Raw genomic sequence first — 15,713 nt, 5'->3', positions numbered from 1 at the left:
TCACTGATGAATGTGCCTCATAAGCCCGTCCCGATTTACTCGGCTAGTTGGAACGGTTGCGACTGGATAAATTGCTTGCCAATCACATTGAACGACCCAGGCAGAGGGCTCAGCCACCCAGCCTTGTCGACTTTTCCCACTGGATTGGAGCGAACAGATGCAGACCCGAACACTAAGCAATGGACTCGAGGTTTCCGCCCTGGGCCTGGGTTGCATGGGCATGAGCGCGGCCTACGGCCCGGCGGCCGACGTCGAAGAGATGATCAAGCTGATCCGTACCGCGCATGAGCAAGGCGTTACGCTGTTCGATACGGCAGAAGCCTATGGCCCATTCGTCAATGAAACCTTGCTGGGCCGCGCCTTGGCGCCCATCAGGGACAAGGTGATCATCGCCACCAAATTCGGCTTTGACATCGACCTGGAAAGCGGCGAACGGCGTGGTGGTACCAACAGCCGTCCGCCACATATCAAGGCGGTAGTGGAGGCCTCCTTGAAACGCCTGCGCACCGAGCGCATTGACCTCCTTTATCAGCACCGTGTCGACCCCGCCGTACCGATCGAGGACGTTGCCGGCACCGTGCAACAACTGATTGCCGAAGGCAAAGTCGGGCACTTTGGGCTGTCTGAAGCCGGTATCCAAACTATCCGCCGCGCCCACGCTGTGCAACCCGTCGCCGCCGTTCAGAGCGAATATTCACTGTTCTGGCGAACCCCGGAGCAGGAACTGTTGCCGGTGCTCGAAGAACTGAAGATTGGCTTTATGCCTTTCAGCCCACTAGGCGCAGGCTTCCTGACCGGGAAGATCGACGAGAACACCACCTTCGACTCAACGGATTTCCGCAACGCTGTCCCCCGTTTCAGCTCCGAAGCCCGCAAGGCCAATGCTGCCTTGGTGGTGGCGATCAAACGCATCGCCGACCGCAAGGGCGCAACGCTGGCGCAAATCGCCCTTGCCTGGTTGCTGGCCCAGAAGCCCTGGATTGTTCCGATTCCGGGCACCACCAAACAGCATCGCCTGGAAGAAAACCTGGCGGCCGTCGAGCTTGAATTGACTCAAGCCGACCTGGTTGAAATCGACTCCGAGGTCTCGAACATCCAGGTCCAGGGCGATCGATTGCCAGCAGCAGCGATGAAAATGGTCGGGCAGTAAGCCTGGCCCTTCGGCTCAACCAATGGACGATCAGCCATGACACAACACACCCCGTATGACATCAGCCGTCGCGGCTTGCTCGCTGCCGCCGCCAGCGTGGCGGCGGTTCCCTTGTTGGCCAGTGCAGCAACCTTTGGGGCGAGCGCAGCTCCCAGTATTCCAGCACCCAACGCAGCCCCGCACGCAGCCCAGGTTGTGGGTCGCCGCCGCTTGGGCGCACTGGAGGTTTCATCCCTGGGCCTTGGCGTGCAGAACATGAGCCGCACCTACCAGACCACCCTTCCCAGCCGCCCCGAGATGCTCGCGATCATCCATCGGGCATTCGACCAGGGCGTCACCTTTTTCGACGCCGCTGAAGCCTATGGCCCGCTTGAGGTCGAGCGAATCCTTGGCGAGGGCGTCGCGCCGTTTCGTGACAAGGTGGTGATCGCCACCAAGTTCGGGTGGAACATTGATCCCGAAACAGGAGTGCGCAGCCCCGGCCTCAATAGCCGCCCGGAGCACATCCAGCAAGTGGTGGAGGCCATGCTGAAACGTCTGCGCACGGACCGTATCGATCTGCTCTACCAGCATCGCGTCGATCCCCAGGTGCCCATTGAAGACGTGGCCGGGGCCATCGACGAATTGATCGCCCAGGGCAAGGTGCTGCATTGGGGCCTCAGTGAAATGGGGCTGGGCACCCTTCGTCGCGCCCATGCGGCCAGCCCGGTGACGGCCGTACAAAGCGAATACTCGATGCTCTGGCGGGGGCCGGAAGATGGCGTGCTGTCCACCTGCGAAGAACTGGGCATCGGCTTCGTACCTTGGAGCCCTTTGGGCGTCGGGTTCCTCACGGGAGCCATCGATGCTAAAACGCGCTTTGCAGACGGCGATATCAGGAAGCTGGAAAGCCGCTTCGCCGAGGAAAACCTGCCCGCCAATTTGCAACTCGTTGCCTTGCTGAAGGCCTGGACCAGCCGCAAACAAGCGACGCCGGCCCAGATTGCCCTGGCCTGGCTGATGGCGCAAAAACCCTGGATCGTGCCCATTCCCGGCACCACGCAGATGCCTCACCTGCTGGAGAACATTGGGGCCGCGTCGGTTCAACTGACACCGCAAGAACTCAGCGAACTGAATAGCGCCGTCGCAGGGATCAAGGTCCAGGGCGCCCGCTTGCCGGATACGGTGCTGGCCTACTCCGGCGTTGAAGCGCCCAGCAAACCTTGACTGTGAAGAGCGTGCGCTGAGGTCTGCCCGGCCCTTGAAAGAGGAGCTCCGGCGTCATCACAACGCTTGAGGGGCGGCCCGGCATCGCCCCTCAAGTCATCAGGTTTCACCTTTAACGGGCGCCGCTACGGTGCCGGAGCGTGCTGAGCAGCAAAAGGCCTTGGCATAGTCTGCGTCGGACACCTGCTCTAGCCATTGAACCGCGTTGCCTTCAAGCAACTCGGCGATTGCGACATGGCTCATGCCATCGCTGGGGGTTGCGCCATGCCAGTGTTTGACCCCGGGCGGTATCCACACCGTGTCGCCCGGACGAATCAGATGGGCGGCCTGGCCGTCCTGCTGCACCAGGCCGACACCGGCCGTCACTATTAGCGTCTGACCCAGGGGATGGGTGTGCCAGGCGCTGCGCGCACCCGGTTCGAAAGTGACTGTACCGCCGCTGACGCGAGCGCCATGGCTGCCCTGGAAGCGACCGTCAACGCGCACCTTGCCGGAGAAGTATTGCGCCGGGCCTGGGGTGGACGGCTGGGAGCCGGCCGGAGAAACCGTCACCCGTGGGTGCACTTCGCCACGAGCACTGAACACCACCAGCACCAGCGCCGCGCCGAGCACTTGCAGCACGCGTGAGTATTGGCGGCGGTGTGCGCTGAGCGCGGGTACGTCAACAGCCGGCATGGGATGTCCTCGAGTGGGGGGGGGGGCGCGAACGGGGGACCCAGCGGTTGAATGTAGCCTTTACGGGTACCTGTGATTAGCCAGTAGAATCCCAATAACCTCATGAACCGGGCTCATCAATGCTTAGGGAAAACGCCAACGACCTGCTTGCCTTTCTCGCCGTCGCCCGAGAGCGCAGTTTCACCAAGGCGGCGGCCAAGCTGGGCGTATCGCAATCGGCCCTGAGCCACACCGTTCGCGGGTTGGAGGCACGCTTGGGGCTGCGCCTGCTGACCCGCACCACACGCAGCGTCTCGCTCACCGAAGCCGGCGAACGGCTGCTGCAAAAGGTCGGCCCGCGGTTCGAGGAAATCGAACACGAATTGACACTGCTCAGTGACCTGCGAGACACCCCCACCGGCAAGATCCGCATCAATGCCATGGACTTCTCGCTGGACCTGGTACTGCGCCCGGTGCTGAAAAAATTCCTCCCGGAATACCCGGATATCTCAGTGGAGGTGTGCTGCGACTACAGCTTTGTCGATATCGCAGCACAAGGCTTCGATGCCGGGGTGCGACTTGGCGAGGACGTCGCCGAAGGCATGATTGCCACGCGAATCGGTCCGGACATCAGCATGTCGGTGGTCGGTTCGCCCGCTTACTTCGCCGACCGTACGCCACCGCAAACACCCCGTGATCTGGTCCAGCACCAATGCAACAACCTGCGCCTGCCCACCAACGGGGGCCTGTACGCCTGGGAGTTCAAAAAAGACAACGAGAGCCTGAACGTCCGTGTCTCGGGGCAAATCATCTACAACGGTATTTATCATTTGCTGGACGCGGCCCTGGACGGTTTTGGCCTGAGTTACCTGCCTTCCGACATCGTCGCGCCGCACCTTGCAGACGGGCGCCTGATCCAAGTGCTGGAAGACTGGAGCCCTTGCTTCCCCGGCTTCCACCTTTATTACCCCAACAGGCGCCAGGCCTCCCCTGCCTTCGCCCTGTTGCTGGAAGCGTTACGTTACCGAGGCTAGGGCAAGGTCTACTGCGCCACAGCAGTCTCGGCCTGGGCGACGCGCACCTGATCCCCCGAACTCAATCCATCCGGCGGATTGGCAATGACCTCATCGGACGGGCCGACGCCATCGGCGAGTTCGAGGTAGGTACCGTGGTCGCGGGTCACCGTGACCTGCTTGAGCTGCACCCTCCCATCACCATCGACCGTCGCCACCTGCACCCCCTGCTTGCCAACGATCAGCGCGCTGGGGGGAAGGCTCAGAGTGCTGGGGGCCAGCGTGCCCTCGAACTGCACGGTGGCAAAGGATCCGGGCAACAGCTCTCCCCCATGGTTTTCCACGCTGAGTTGCACGCGCATGGCGCCCGAACCCACATCCACCGCTTGAGACAAGGATTGCACGGTGGCATCGAAGGTTTTTCCCGGGTGCTCGGGCACGCTGAGCCTGGCGCGACTGCCGGTTTTTACCCAGGCCAGTTGGCGCTGGGGAACGCTGACATACACCCGCAGGCGACTCACATCAGAGACCACGAACAACTCGCTTCCGGCGGTCATGCCGACATTGATCAAGGCGCCGACGTCGGTATTACGGGCCGTCACTACGCCGTCAAACGGCGCCACGATGCGGGTGTAGCCCTGCAGCGCCTGCAGCCGATCCACATTGGCTTGAGCCTCGTTCACCCGAGAGCGCTTGGTGGCGAGATCACCGCGCCGCTCCTCGACTTCCTGGAGCGACACGGCTTCACTTTCACGCAACTGCTCCCAGCGTTTGGCCGTGGTGCCGGCCAGCGCCGTTTCACTGCGGGAGGTGGCCAACTCTGCACGGGCCTGGCGCAGTTGCTGGTCCAGGTCCGGGGCATCGATCTCGGCCAACAGCTGTCCCGCCTTGACCGGCGCCCCGATGTCCTGGTCCCAGCGTTTCAGGTAACCGCTGACCCGTGCGTACAACGGCGCCCGCGACCAGGCTTCGATACGCCCGGGCAGTTGCAGGGACGCAGGCGTCACCAGGCTGGGCTGGACCAGCGCGACCGTAGCGACGCGTTTGCGCTGGGCGATCTGCTCCAACTGGTCCGCTTGCGAGTGTCGGCTCAGGGTGCCAGCGACGATGATCACACCCGCCGTCGCCAGGGCCCCGAGAATAAACAGGACGCGACCATTCGCGCTGAAGGCTTTCACAGGCATATCAGAGGGCTCCAGGAACAAGGTGCTGCTTGGGTTCAGTACGGAAATCATTGCGGTGCGCCAGGCTGAAAAGCACCGGGACAAACAACAGGGTCGCGACAGTGGCGAACAGCAGGCCGCCGATCACGGCGCGGCCCAGAGGGGCGTTCTGCTCGCCCCCCTCGCCCATGCCCAAGGCCATGGGCAGCATGCCGAGGATCATTGCCAATGCGGTCATCAGCACTGGCCGCAGGCGCGCGATGCCGGCCTCGAGCGCGGCGGCGCTGGCATCACCCAGTGCCTGCAGGCGCTCACGGGCAAAACTGATCACCAGCACACTGTTGGCAGTGGCCACGCCCATGCACATGATCGCCCCGGTCAACGCTGGCACCGATAACGTGGTGCCGGTGGCGAAGAGCATCCAGACGATTCCCGCAAGGGCAGCGGACAGGCCGGAAACGATCACCGCCGGTCGACCCAGGATTGAAAGTTGACCACGATCAACAGGTAGATCAGCACCACGGCGCCGAGCAGGCCGTACAGCAGGCCAGAAAACGCCCGCTCCATGGTTTGCACCTGGCCCATCAGGTGGACCGTGCTGCCACGCGGCAACTCATCGGCCATTTGCCCGATGATCTGGCGGATATCTTTAGCCACGGCGCCCAGGTCACGGTCTTGGGTGGCCGCATGGACCTGCACCATCGGCTGGACGTTGTATTGGCTGACCATGCCGCTGCCGGTGGTGCGTTCAAAGTCCGCCACCGCGCCGAGCGTCGTCACGTTCACGCTGCTGCCGTTGCCGACCGGCAGGTTGGCCAGCGCCGACAAGGAGTCCAGCTTTGACTGCGGCGTCTGCAGCACGATCGGATAGCTCACGCCATTGGCGGGGTTGAGCCAGTAAGTGGGGGCCACCTGGCTGCTGCCCGCAAGGTTGACGACCAGGCTATTGGTGACATCGCGGGTGGTTAAATTGAGCAACTGGGCCTGGGTGCGGTCGAGGTCAACATTGAACACCGGCGCCCTGTTCGATTGCAGGATTCGTGCATCGGCCAGGCCCGGCACCGTGCGCAGGCGCTTGAGCAACTGCTGTGCGTAGGCGAAGTTGGCTTCGACGTTGTTGCCGCGCACCTGGATATCAATGGGCGCCGGGGCACCGAAGTTGAGAATCTGGCTGACGATGTCCGCCGGAGGAAAGGAAAAGGTGCTGTCCGGGAAGCGCTCAGGCAACAACTCACGCAGCTTCTTTACGTAGTCGGCGGTGGGCTGGTGGCCGGCGCGCAGGGCGATTTGAAAGTCGCCATCCTGGGACCCCATAACCCCAGTGTTGTTGTAGGTCAGGTTGATGTTGCTGGGTGGCAGGCCGATGTTGTCGACCAGGGTGGTGATCTCCTCGGCAGGAATGATGCTGCGTATTGCCTCCTCTATCTGCGCAAAGCGCGAGGCGGTCTCTTCCACGCGAGTGCCCACCGGCACCCGCACATGCATCAGCACCTGTCCAGAATCCACCGTGGGGAAAAAGTTACTGCCAATAAAGGGCACCAGCCCGAACGACAGCATCACCACCGCCATAAAACCCGCAAGGAAGACTTTGCGCCGGCGCAATGCGCCTTCGAGCACCTGCTGATAGCGCTGGCGCAAGCGCTCGAAACGGAGCTCGAAGCCCTTCTGCAGGCGCACCAACGGGTTGCGTGAGGTCGCTTGCGGCGCGCTGTGCAGGGAGTGCGGCTGCAGCAGGTACTTGGCCAGGGTCGGTACCAGCGTCCTCGACAAGATGAAGGAACAGATCATGGCAAAGATCACCGCTTCGGCCATGGGCACGAACAGATAGCGTGAAACACCTTCGAGAAAGAACATCGGAACGAACGCAATACAGATGCACAGCAACGACACGAACGCCGGGGTGACGATCTGGCGGGCGCCATCCACGATCGCAGTCTCGACGTCCTTGCCCTGCTCCAGGTGCCAATTAACGTTCTCGATGGTCACCGTGGCATCGTCCACCAGGATGCCGATGGCCAATGCCAGGCCTCCCAGGGTCATGAGGTTGAGGGTTTCACCCAAGGCCGCGAGGATGATCAACGAGCCCAGGATCGCCAGCGGAATCGACACCGCAATGATCACGGTCGACCGCAAACTGCCGAGGAACAGCAGGATCATCACGCTGGTCAGCGCAGCCGCAATCGCGCCCTCCAGCACCACACCCTTGATCGCCGCCCGGACGAACAGTGATTGGTCGTTGATCGGCTGCACCTTCAGCGCTTCGGGCCAACCCGGCTTGAGGGCTTCGATCTGCGCCCGAATGCCGTCGACAATGGCCAACGTCGAGGCGGACCCGTTCTTGAGCACCGACATCAAAACCGAACGGCTGCCGTCAACGTGGACAATGTTGGTTTGCGGCGCATTGCCGTCATGCACATCGGCGACGTCACGGAGATAGACCGTGCTGCCGTTTACCACTTTGACCGGGATCAGTCCCAGTTCGTCGATCGCTGAAGGCGCCCCATTGAGCTGCAAGGTGTACTCCAGCTCGCCGAGCTTTTGGGTGCCAATCGGCACCAGGATATTGTGCGCCGCCAGGGCTGCGGAAACATCCTGGGCCGAGAGCCCCCGGGCCTGCAGCGCCTCTGGGTTGACGTCGATCTGCACCTGGCGCTGCTTGCCACCGTAAGGCAGGGGCATCACCACGCCGGGCACGGTAATCAGGGGCGTGCGCACGGTGTTCATGCCCAGGTCGAAGAGCTGCTGTTCCGACAAACCCTCCCCCGACAGCGCCAGTTGCAGGATCGGCACCGTGGCGGCGTTGTAATTGAGGATCACCGGCGGCTGGATACCCGCCGGCATCTGCCGCAACGCGACTTGCGAGGCCGCGGTGATCTGCGCGTTGGCCACCGCAATGTCGACGCCGGGCTGGAAGAAGATCTTGACCACCCCCACGCCCGGATAAGTGTTGGACTCGATGTGCTCGATGTCATTGACCGACGCGGTGAGCAAGCGCTGGAAAACCGTGGAGATGCGCCCCGCCATCTGGTCCGGTGGCAGCCCGGTGTACTGCCAGGCCACGGCAATCACCGGGATTCGAATGTCCGGAAAAATGTCAGTCGGTGTGCGCGAGGCCGTTAAGGGGCCGACGATCAAGACGAGCAATGCCATCACGACAAAAGTATAGGGGCGGCGCAAGGCCAGCATCACGGTCCGTATCAGCACTGATGGCTCCGGTCACTTGATCGACAAAAGTTGAATTCGCTTCAGCGCTTCGACTGGGCGTGCCCCAAGGCAACGTCGATGTGCATGAAGGCGGGGGTGAGGGGGTCAATTGCCTTGAGCGGTGGCCGTCAGGGCAACAAAGCTGCCAAAACTCAGGCGTGCGCCCGCTTCGATCAGGCAGTTGAGCAACTGCGCCATCGGCACGCTCTCAAAGGATTCGGTCATTCGAGCTTCGCTGTCCCAGTAGCCGGTCAGCCACCAAAGACCGGCCTCTCGCGTGCTTCGGCTCAGGGTGTAATCGAGGCATCCAGGCGCCTCTTGAAGCCTTCCGGTGCATGCCTCGATGCTCTCCGTAAACGTCGAATCAAGGGCCTCGAAGAGACGTATTTCAATGGTGTTGACGCATTCGATCGCCATCGGCGGATCCTGCTGAAATTGGCTTAGCGCGAATCTAGCGATGGCCCGACAAGGCGACTACGGCACTCAGTCAACATACGCATATGAGCGCTGCTCATGAATAGGCGCAAAGCCACGTAGCCAGTGGCATGGGCGCCGAGCGTCCGAAGGAACGATACAATTTGAAATCATTGCCAACGGCGCCCCCAGGCAGATCGGCACGCCTTATAAGGGACAGCCCCCCTACCCCGACCCCGCTTGGTCGGGGCGCTATGGCCTTTAACGTTGTCGCCGATAGTCACTGGGGGAAAAGCCGGTATCTTTGCGGAAAATACGCGAGAAGTGGCTGGGGTTGGTGTAACCAACCTCGTTCGCCACGGTCACCACCGTCATTTCGGTTTCCCTTAGCAAGCGACGCGCCTCGCTCATTCTCAGCTTGATTTGATACTGCGAGGGCGGAAGGCCGACGGCGCGTTTGAACAGCCTGTTGAAGTGGTACTCGCTCATGCCCGCTTGCTCTGCCAGGGCTCCCAGGCTGAACTCCTGCGCCAGGTTCTCGGCCATCCAGCGGGTGATACGGCGTAGTTTGAAGGCCGGAAGCGACGGCGCCGTTTTGCATGAGCCCGGATCGAGTTCGACATAGTGACGGGCCAGGTGCACGCAAACGGCCTGGGCCAGGCCCTGGGTGAACAGAGCGCTGGCGTCGTCGCGCTCTGCCTCACTGCGCAGGCACTGGAGCAGGTGGACCAGCGCCAAGTCTTCAGCGGCAGACACATCCTGAAGCATGGCAAAGGCGGCGTTGGCACCATGGATGTCCCGAAGCGCCTGTTCAAACAACGCCAGATCCAGTAGCACCATCACCACTTCCAGCGGCACCTCGCTTAAGCGCCTCCAGCCAAACTCATAAGGCGCGCCGGCGGCAGTCACAAACAGCGAGCCCGGTTTTATCCGGCTGGTCAGCCATGGGCCATCATTATCGCGTTCTTGGGTTTGCGCTTCACCGGCGGTTACCCAGACGATGAGCGGCTCTGCCACGGTCGGCATCTCGAAGGTCGCCGCGGCATCGGCAAGGGAAAAAACGGACAGCCGCACCTGTCTCCAGGCCGGGCCGCTGGTGGTTCTGGTTTTTTGGCCTGCCGGGTAAGAGTCGAGGCTCTCTACCGACGTCATCTCGGGAACAGACGTGACCTTCAAGGGAACTCTCCTGGTGGACCACGCCGTTGATACCGTCGCAGTGCTGGGCGCGCGCAGTGCAGATCCTGGCACCCAAGATAAAAGCAAAATCGCAACAGGCCCCGCAAACCTGAGGTAGAGCAGCAGGCCTTGCCCGCACAAAATCAGCGCCGTCAGATATTACCGCAACCTAAAAAGGTGGAAAGAATGATCAAGCGCAAGTTGGGCAACAGCGGCCTTGAAGTGTCTGCTCTGGGCATGGGCGTGATGAACCTGAGCTTCGGCACCGGGAACGCTGTGGAACAGAGTCAGGGCATCAAAGTCATCCACGCGGCCATCGAACGAGGCATCAACTTCTTCGACACCGCCCAGGCCTATGGGCCCTACACCAATGAAATCCTGCTGGGCGAGGCCCTGGTCCAGCGGCGCCAGGACGTGGTGGTTGCCACCAAGTTCGGCTTCAAGCTTGAAAACGGTGTAACCGTAGGCACCGATAGTCGGCCAGAGACCATCCGCACCGTGGCCGAAGCCTCGCTAAAGAGCCTTAAAACGGACTACATCGACTTGTTCTATCAGCACCGGGTTGACCCCAATGTGCCGATTGAAGACGTCGCCGGGACGCTGAAAGACCTGATCGCTGAAGGCAAGGTTCGGCATTACGGGCTGTCCGAAGCCGGGGCCTCGACGATCCGCCGAGCCCATGCGGTGCATCCCGTCGCGGCCGTGCAAAACCAATACTCCATCTGGACACGAGAGCCCGAGAAAGACGTCATCCCTGTCTGCGAGGCACTCGGTATCGGGTTTGTGCCCTGGGGCCCTCTGGGAACCGGATTCCTCACGGGCACCATCGATGCCAACACCACCTTCGACAGCACGACCGACCTGCGGGCCAATTTCCCTAGGTTCACGCAAGCGGCGATGCAGGCAAACATGCCCGTGGTCGACATGCTGCGCGCCATGGCCGCGAAGAAAAACGCCACGCCGGTGCAGATTGCCCTGGCCTGGCTGCTGGCGCAAAAACCCTGGATCGTGCCCATTCCCGGCATGGATAAAGTCGAATACCTCGATGACAACATTAAGTCTGTGCAACTCCACCTGACCCAGGTTGACCTGCGGGAAATCGACGAACAACTGTCGAAAATCAACATTCAGGGTGGGCGATTGGATGAAGGCTTGCTGTCCATGTCCGAGTAAGGATTGCCGGCCCCTCCAGCCATCACCTTGAGCAACAATACGGCCCTGTTCGTACGTGCTATCTGCAAGAGCCCCATGCACCCTTTGCATGGGGGCTCCAGAGCACCGCCAGGGGCTTACGGCATTGGCTGGTCGCTGCGGCTCACTACGACGCCTATTGAATGCGGTAACCACGACTGGCCCGCTAAGCCCACTAAAAGTCTCCCCTCTGGAAGCTCACTCATTCACCTCCACACGCTTGGCACTGCCCAGCGACCAACCGAAGTTCATGCCGGCCGCCGCCAACAGGATGGCGCTCGCGCCCACCATTTGCAGAACGCCGAGTGGGTGGGCGAACGCCAGCCAATCCACCAGGATGGCAACGATCGGATAGATGAACGACAGCGCCCCTACCAGTGCCGTGGGGATTTTCTGGATGGCGCTGTACAGCAGGGTCGACATCAGCCCGGTGTGCACCACGCCGATAATGATCAGGTAAGTCCAGGCCTCTGTGCGGGACCCGACCGCCGAGAAGTCCACAAAAGGCGCCAGGACCAGAACCCCCACCAGCATTTGGATCAGCACGATCAGGTGCGCAGGCAGCTCCTTGAGACGCTTGGTTATCGCTGCCGCCAGCGCATAGAAAAAGGCCGACGCCAAGGCCAGGCCGACCCCCAACAAGTAATCGGAACCGTTAGCCTGCCCACTGCCCTTGGCCGACACGATCAACAGCAGGCCGGAGAAAGCCAGCAGCAACCAACCCACCTTGACCGCGCTCAAGCGCTCGGCGAAAAACAGTACGCCCAGGCCGACCAGCATAAAGGGCTGGACGTGGTAGACCACAGTGGCGATGGCAATCGTGGAATGGCGGTAGGCACTGAACAGCAGCACCCAGTTGAGGATCAACGCGACCCCGCCCAGGCAGGCCAACAGGAGTTGCCGGGGGCTGATCAACGAGCGACGCAGCACGCCGAGTGCCAGGCATGCCACCAGCATCGCCATGGCGCCAAACACGCAGCGCCAGAACACCACCGCCTCCGGGCTCTGGCCCGACATAACGACGAACCAGCCCACCGTGCCAGAGATCACCATGGCCGAAATCATTTCCACTGTCCCACGGGTTTGCGGCTGCATCAGGTACGGCTTCCTTGCGGCTGGCATTGCCCTGACCGCCGCCCTCTTTCGTTGGCTGGCACCGGGCAACACGAATTTTATAATGAACAATTAGTCACTATACTGAACACGCCGTATCAGAGCGTCAACCCAGAATCGGATGATTTAACAAACAAATGACCGATATAACGAACAACCAGGCAAGCAACAACCCCAGCCGAATTGACCTGCTGGCCCTGTCGATCAAGCACGAGCGCCTGTCAGCCGGGCTTTCGTTGACTGAATTGGCGAAACGCGCCGGGGTGGCGAAATCAACCTTGTCCCAGTTGGAGTCGGGGATCGGTAATCCCAGTATCGAAACCTTGTGGTCGCTGGCCACCGCCATGGGCTTGCAGGTCACTCGGTTCTTCGAGCAACCCCAGCAGCCCCTGCGGGTGATCCGCGCCAACGAAGGCCTGACCCGCTATTCCGAAACCGCCCGTTATGCCGCGACGCTGCTTGCGGACTGCCCGGTTGGGATCCAGCGCGATATTTACCGACTCAAGGTGCAGCCCGGCGAAGTGCGCCTGTCTCAGCCCCACCCACCCGGCACGGTGGAGCACGTGGTGCTGTGCACCGGCAGCGCCCATATCGGCCCGGCCAGCGGGCCTGTGCTGCTGCACGCGGGCGACTACATCAGCTACCTGGCGAACGTGCCCCACGTGTTCGAGGCCCTTGAGGCAGACACCACGGCGGTGATGGTGATCGAGCATTCCTGAGCGGATCGAGCACCGCCCTCCCCTGACATCACTGACCCGACAACGGCAACAGCGCCCTTACTTCGCTGGGTGTCTGGCGGAAATGGGCCTTGAACGCCCTGGCAAAGTGAGCCTGGCTGGTGAAGCCATGGCGGTAGGCGATTTCGCCGATATCCAGGCCCAGGCCCCGTGGGCTGCTCAGCAGGTCATGGGCCTGCTGCAGGCGTTTTTCCAGGATAAAGCGGCTGGGCTGGGTATCTTCCAGGGCGAACAGACGGCTCAGGTGCCGGGGTGAAATCCCGGTTTGCGCGGCCACCCGCTCGCAGCTCAGGTCCGGGTCGGCCAACTGCTCGTTGATGCACTGCTTGGCCGCCAACAGGTAAGAGGCGCTCAAGGCATTGATCCGTCGCTCGCCCACCTGCCCAGCGATCAGGCTGCCCAACAGCTCGAACGACTGGTTTTGATAACACTCCGCGTCCTGGCTCAACGGCTGCTGGAAAAACCCACGGGTGCGCTCGCCCAGTGTGCGCAGCAACAAACGCTGTACACCGCTTTGCCCACCAATCTTCAACGGACGATCGAAACGCTTGAGGCAGCGCTCGGCGAACAACGCCTGGGGAATGTCGAAAATGAACTGGCGCATCGGCCCGGAGAAACCGAACAGGTAAGGCTTGTCGGTGCGGTAGACAATCACCTCGCCGGGCTCGAGCAACTGGCAGCCGCCATCCTGATAGAAAAACGAAGCGCTGCCGGTGACAAAGGACACGAACACCGACTCCTTGGGCACCGTGCGGATCATCGAGCTGTCCCGCTCGACCACGTGCTCGTTGCCCTGGATATGCGCCAGGCGCATGCCCTCCAGTTGCAGGTTGTCCTGGCTGGCAGCAAAACCGCTTTCACAAAATGAGCTGCATTTGAGGCCGACCAGCGTGGAGGCGTTGTAGTCCTCCCAGAAGGCCAGCCGTTGATCCGGGGCGATGCTTTGGGTGCAGGCATGCCGGGTTTCGAGCAAGGCGCATGGAGACATTTTTATTCTTCTCATGGGCTGGAAGTTCCCGGCCAGCAAGGCCCTGACCGGATACCGAGGCCGCGCCACAGGGCGGCCGGAGCGATTCATTAACATATGAATATTAGGCCCTGTCAACTTGAAACGTTGCCGCTCCGGGCCGCTCGTCTGGGTAAGAATCGTGCCAGGCGCCTGTAGAAAAAACCTCGTCCGATCCAGTCAACAATCCCGTCCGATTCGATAAAACCCCGCCCCCTCGCCACGCCTAAAGTCGCCTCGACTCCCCCCACAACAAAGAGGCCGACCATGCCCGAAGCCCCCCGCCGTGAATTCTGGAAAGACCTGCAACCGATTGCCAACTGCTTCAAGCCGGACGCCAAGCCCGAGGTCTACCTGCCCAATGCCGCCAGCGACGACCTGAAGCTGTACGTGCCCTTCACCGACACCGTGTCCTCGCGGCCGCTGTGGATCTCGCCCAGCGAGAACCGCTGGTGCGACATCTTGATGGCCAGCAGCGCCGGGCTGGTGAACCGCCATTACCACCCCCACGAAGTGTTCGCCTACACCCTGTCCGGCAAGTGGGGCTACCTGGAGCATGACTGGACCGCCACCGCCGGCGACTTCGTCTACGAGACCCCGGGCGAAGGCCACACCTTGGTGGCCTACGAGCACGAGCAACCGATGCGCGCGTTTTTCATCGTCAAGGGCCCGCTGATCTGGCTCGACGAGCAAGGCGAGCCGGAGGGTTATTTCGACGTGCATTCCTACATCGCCCTGTGCCGCGCGCACTACGAAAAGGTCGGCCTCGGTGCGGCCTACATCGACACCCTGTTTCGCTGAGTTTGCGACTTTCACCTGCCCCTCTCGCGGAGAACGACCATGGCTTACAACAACAATAAAGCCGGTTACGAGAACATCCTGCTGGGCGTGCTGTTCCTGACGTTCGGCTTCGTCTTTTTCGATCGCCTGGCCCTGTCCTTCCTGTTTCCGTTCATGGCTGACGAGCTGCAACTGAGCAACAGCCACCTGGGCATGCTGTCGTCGGTCCTGGCCCTGGCCTGGGCAGTGTCCGGTGCGCTGGTCGGGGCCTGGTCGGACCGGCGCGGCAAACGCAAGCCGCTGCTGATCATCGCGGTGATCCTGTTTTCCCTGTGCTCGGCGCTGTCGGGGCTGGTCACCGGGTTTTTCAGCCTGCTGCTGTTCCGCGGCATCATGGGCCTGGCCGAAGGGCCGATCCTGCCGCTCTCGCAATCCTTGATGGTGGAAGCCTCATCGCCCCATCGCCGAGGCCTGAACATGGGCTTGCTGCAAGGGTCGGCGGCCGGGCTGCTGGGGGCGGTGATCGGGCCGCCGGTGTTGATCGCCCTGGCCGAAGCCTATGGTTGGCGCCACGCCTTTATCGTCTCCCTGATCCCCGGGCTGCTGATTGCTCTGCTGATCTGGCGCTATGTGCGCAACGATGCACCGCTGGCCCCCGCCACCACTGACCGCAGCCAACCCCCAGTGAATCGCCTGGCGCTGCTAAAGAGCCGCAACATCGTGCTCTGCACCCTGATCAGCTGCGTGTTCCTCACCTGGTTCGTGATCCTGATCTCTTTCACCCCGACCTTTCTGGTCAAGGTCCGCGGTTACAGCCCGGCGAGCATGGGCACGGTGATGAGTTGCCTGGGCGGCGCCTGGGTGCTGTGGGGCTTCGGCGTGGCGACGATCTCCGACCGCTTCGGC

Annotated in this window: 13 protein-coding genes and 1 pseudogene; 7 read left to right on the top strand and 7 right to left on the bottom strand. The window is 61.9% G+C overall.

Going from position 1 to position 15,713, the window contains the following annotated elements; genetic code table 11:
* Window positions 1-157: 157 nt before the first annotated feature.
* Window positions 158-1,150 (top strand): aldo/keto reductase, encoded by a 993-nt coding sequence (locus tag M1B34_RS01375; protein ID WP_268264234.1) that lies wholly within the window; start codon window positions 158-160, stop codon window positions 1,148-1,150.
* Between the two features lie 36 nt (window positions 1,151-1,186).
* Window positions 1,187-2,356 carry an aldo/keto reductase gene (locus M1B34_RS01370; protein ID WP_279653089.1) on the top strand — a complete coding sequence of 390 codons (1,170 nt, stop codon included), beginning with the start codon at window positions 1,187-1,189 and terminating at the stop codon, window positions 2,354-2,356.
* Between the two features lie 99 nt (window positions 2,357-2,455).
* On the opposite strand, the gene M1B34_RS01365 is transcribed toward M1B34_RS01370, so the two are convergent.
* Complete coding sequence (locus M1B34_RS01365; protein ID WP_425273482.1) at window positions 2,456-3,031, bottom strand: (R)-mandelonitrile lyase; 576 nt, start codon at window positions 3,029-3,031, stop codon at window positions 2,456-2,458.
* Between the two features lie 119 nt (window positions 3,032-3,150).
* Between M1B34_RS01365 and M1B34_RS01360 the strand changes: the two genes are divergently transcribed.
* Window positions 3,151-4,044, top strand: coding sequence for a LysR family transcriptional regulator (locus tag M1B34_RS01360; protein ID WP_268264233.1), 894 nt, complete (start codon window positions 3,151-3,153; stop codon window positions 4,042-4,044).
* Window positions 4,045-4,052: 8 nt separating this feature from the next.
* Here M1B34_RS01360 and M1B34_RS01355 read toward each other — a convergent pair whose 3' ends face one another.
* The 4 genes and pseudogenes from M1B34_RS01355 to M1B34_RS01340 all read right to left on the bottom strand — a co-directional run bounded on the left by M1B34_RS01355 (window position 4,053) and on the right by M1B34_RS01340 (window position 9,980).
* The gene (locus tag M1B34_RS01355) at window positions 4,053-5,207 is read right to left on the bottom strand and encodes an efflux RND transporter periplasmic adaptor subunit (protein ID WP_268264232.1); all 1,155 of its coding nucleotides are present in this window, start codon (window positions 5,205-5,207) and stop codon (window positions 4,053-4,055) included.
* Between the two features lies 1 nt (window position 5,208).
* Window positions 5,209-8,387 (bottom strand): annotated as a pseudogene (locus tag M1B34_RS01350) (efflux RND transporter permease subunit).
* 108 nt (window positions 8,388-8,495) lie between these two features.
* On the bottom strand, window positions 8,496-8,807 hold the full coding sequence (locus tag M1B34_RS01345; protein WP_268264231.1) for an antibiotic biosynthesis monooxygenase family protein: 312 nt from the start codon (window positions 8,805-8,807) through the stop codon (window positions 8,496-8,498).
* A 258-nt stretch (window positions 8,808-9,065) separates the two neighbouring features.
* A complete protein-coding gene (locus tag M1B34_RS01340; RefSeq protein WP_268264230.1) occupies window positions 9,066-9,980 on the bottom strand; it encodes a helix-turn-helix domain-containing protein in 915 nt (304 codons plus the stop codon).
* 186 nt (window positions 9,981-10,166) lie between these two features.
* On the opposite strand from M1B34_RS01340, the gene M1B34_RS01335 reads away from it, so the two are divergent.
* Window positions 10,167-11,153, top strand: coding sequence for an aldo/keto reductase (locus M1B34_RS01335; RefSeq protein WP_268264229.1), 987 nt, complete (start codon window positions 10,167-10,169; stop codon window positions 11,151-11,153).
* 216 nt (window positions 11,154-11,369) lie between these two features.
* Here the strand turns inward: M1B34_RS01335 and M1B34_RS01330 are convergent, their stop codons facing one another.
* Window positions 11,370-12,266 carry a DMT family transporter gene (locus tag M1B34_RS01330; RefSeq protein WP_268263312.1) on the bottom strand — a complete coding sequence of 299 codons (897 nt, stop codon included), beginning with the start codon at window positions 12,264-12,266 and terminating at the stop codon, window positions 11,370-11,372.
* A 155-nt stretch (window positions 12,267-12,421) separates the two neighbouring features.
* Between M1B34_RS01330 and M1B34_RS01325 the strand changes: the two genes are divergently transcribed.
* Entirely contained in the window at window positions 12,422-13,003 is a 582-nt protein-coding gene (locus M1B34_RS01325) for a helix-turn-helix domain-containing protein (RefSeq protein WP_123333286.1), read from the top strand.
* A 28-nt stretch (window positions 13,004-13,031) separates the two neighbouring features.
* On the opposite strand, the gene M1B34_RS01320 is transcribed toward M1B34_RS01325, so the two are convergent.
* Window positions 13,032-14,009, bottom strand: a complete 978-nt coding sequence (locus M1B34_RS01320; protein ID WP_268264228.1) for a helix-turn-helix domain-containing protein — start codon at window positions 14,007-14,009, stop codon at window positions 13,032-13,034.
* Window positions 14,010-14,294: 285 nt separating this feature from the next.
* On the opposite strand from M1B34_RS01320, the gene M1B34_RS01315 reads away from it, so the two are divergent.
* Window positions 14,295-14,828, top strand: coding sequence for a 2,4'-dihydroxyacetophenone dioxygenase family protein (locus M1B34_RS01315; RefSeq protein WP_123333290.1), 534 nt, complete (start codon window positions 14,295-14,297; stop codon window positions 14,826-14,828).
* Window positions 14,829-14,867: 39 nt separating this feature from the next.
* Window positions 14,868-15,713 (top strand): MFS transporter (locus M1B34_RS01310; RefSeq protein ID WP_268264227.1); only part of this gene is annotated, 846 nt, incomplete at its 3' end.

It is taken from the genome of Pseudomonas morbosilactucae (assembly GCF_023241715.1).
Taxonomy (GTDB): domain Bacteria; phylum Pseudomonadota; class Gammaproteobacteria; order Pseudomonadales; family Pseudomonadaceae; genus Aquipseudomonas; species Aquipseudomonas morbosilactucae.
Note: the sequence above shows the minus strand (reverse complement) of the source record. Positions and strands in the feature narration are given on the sequence as shown.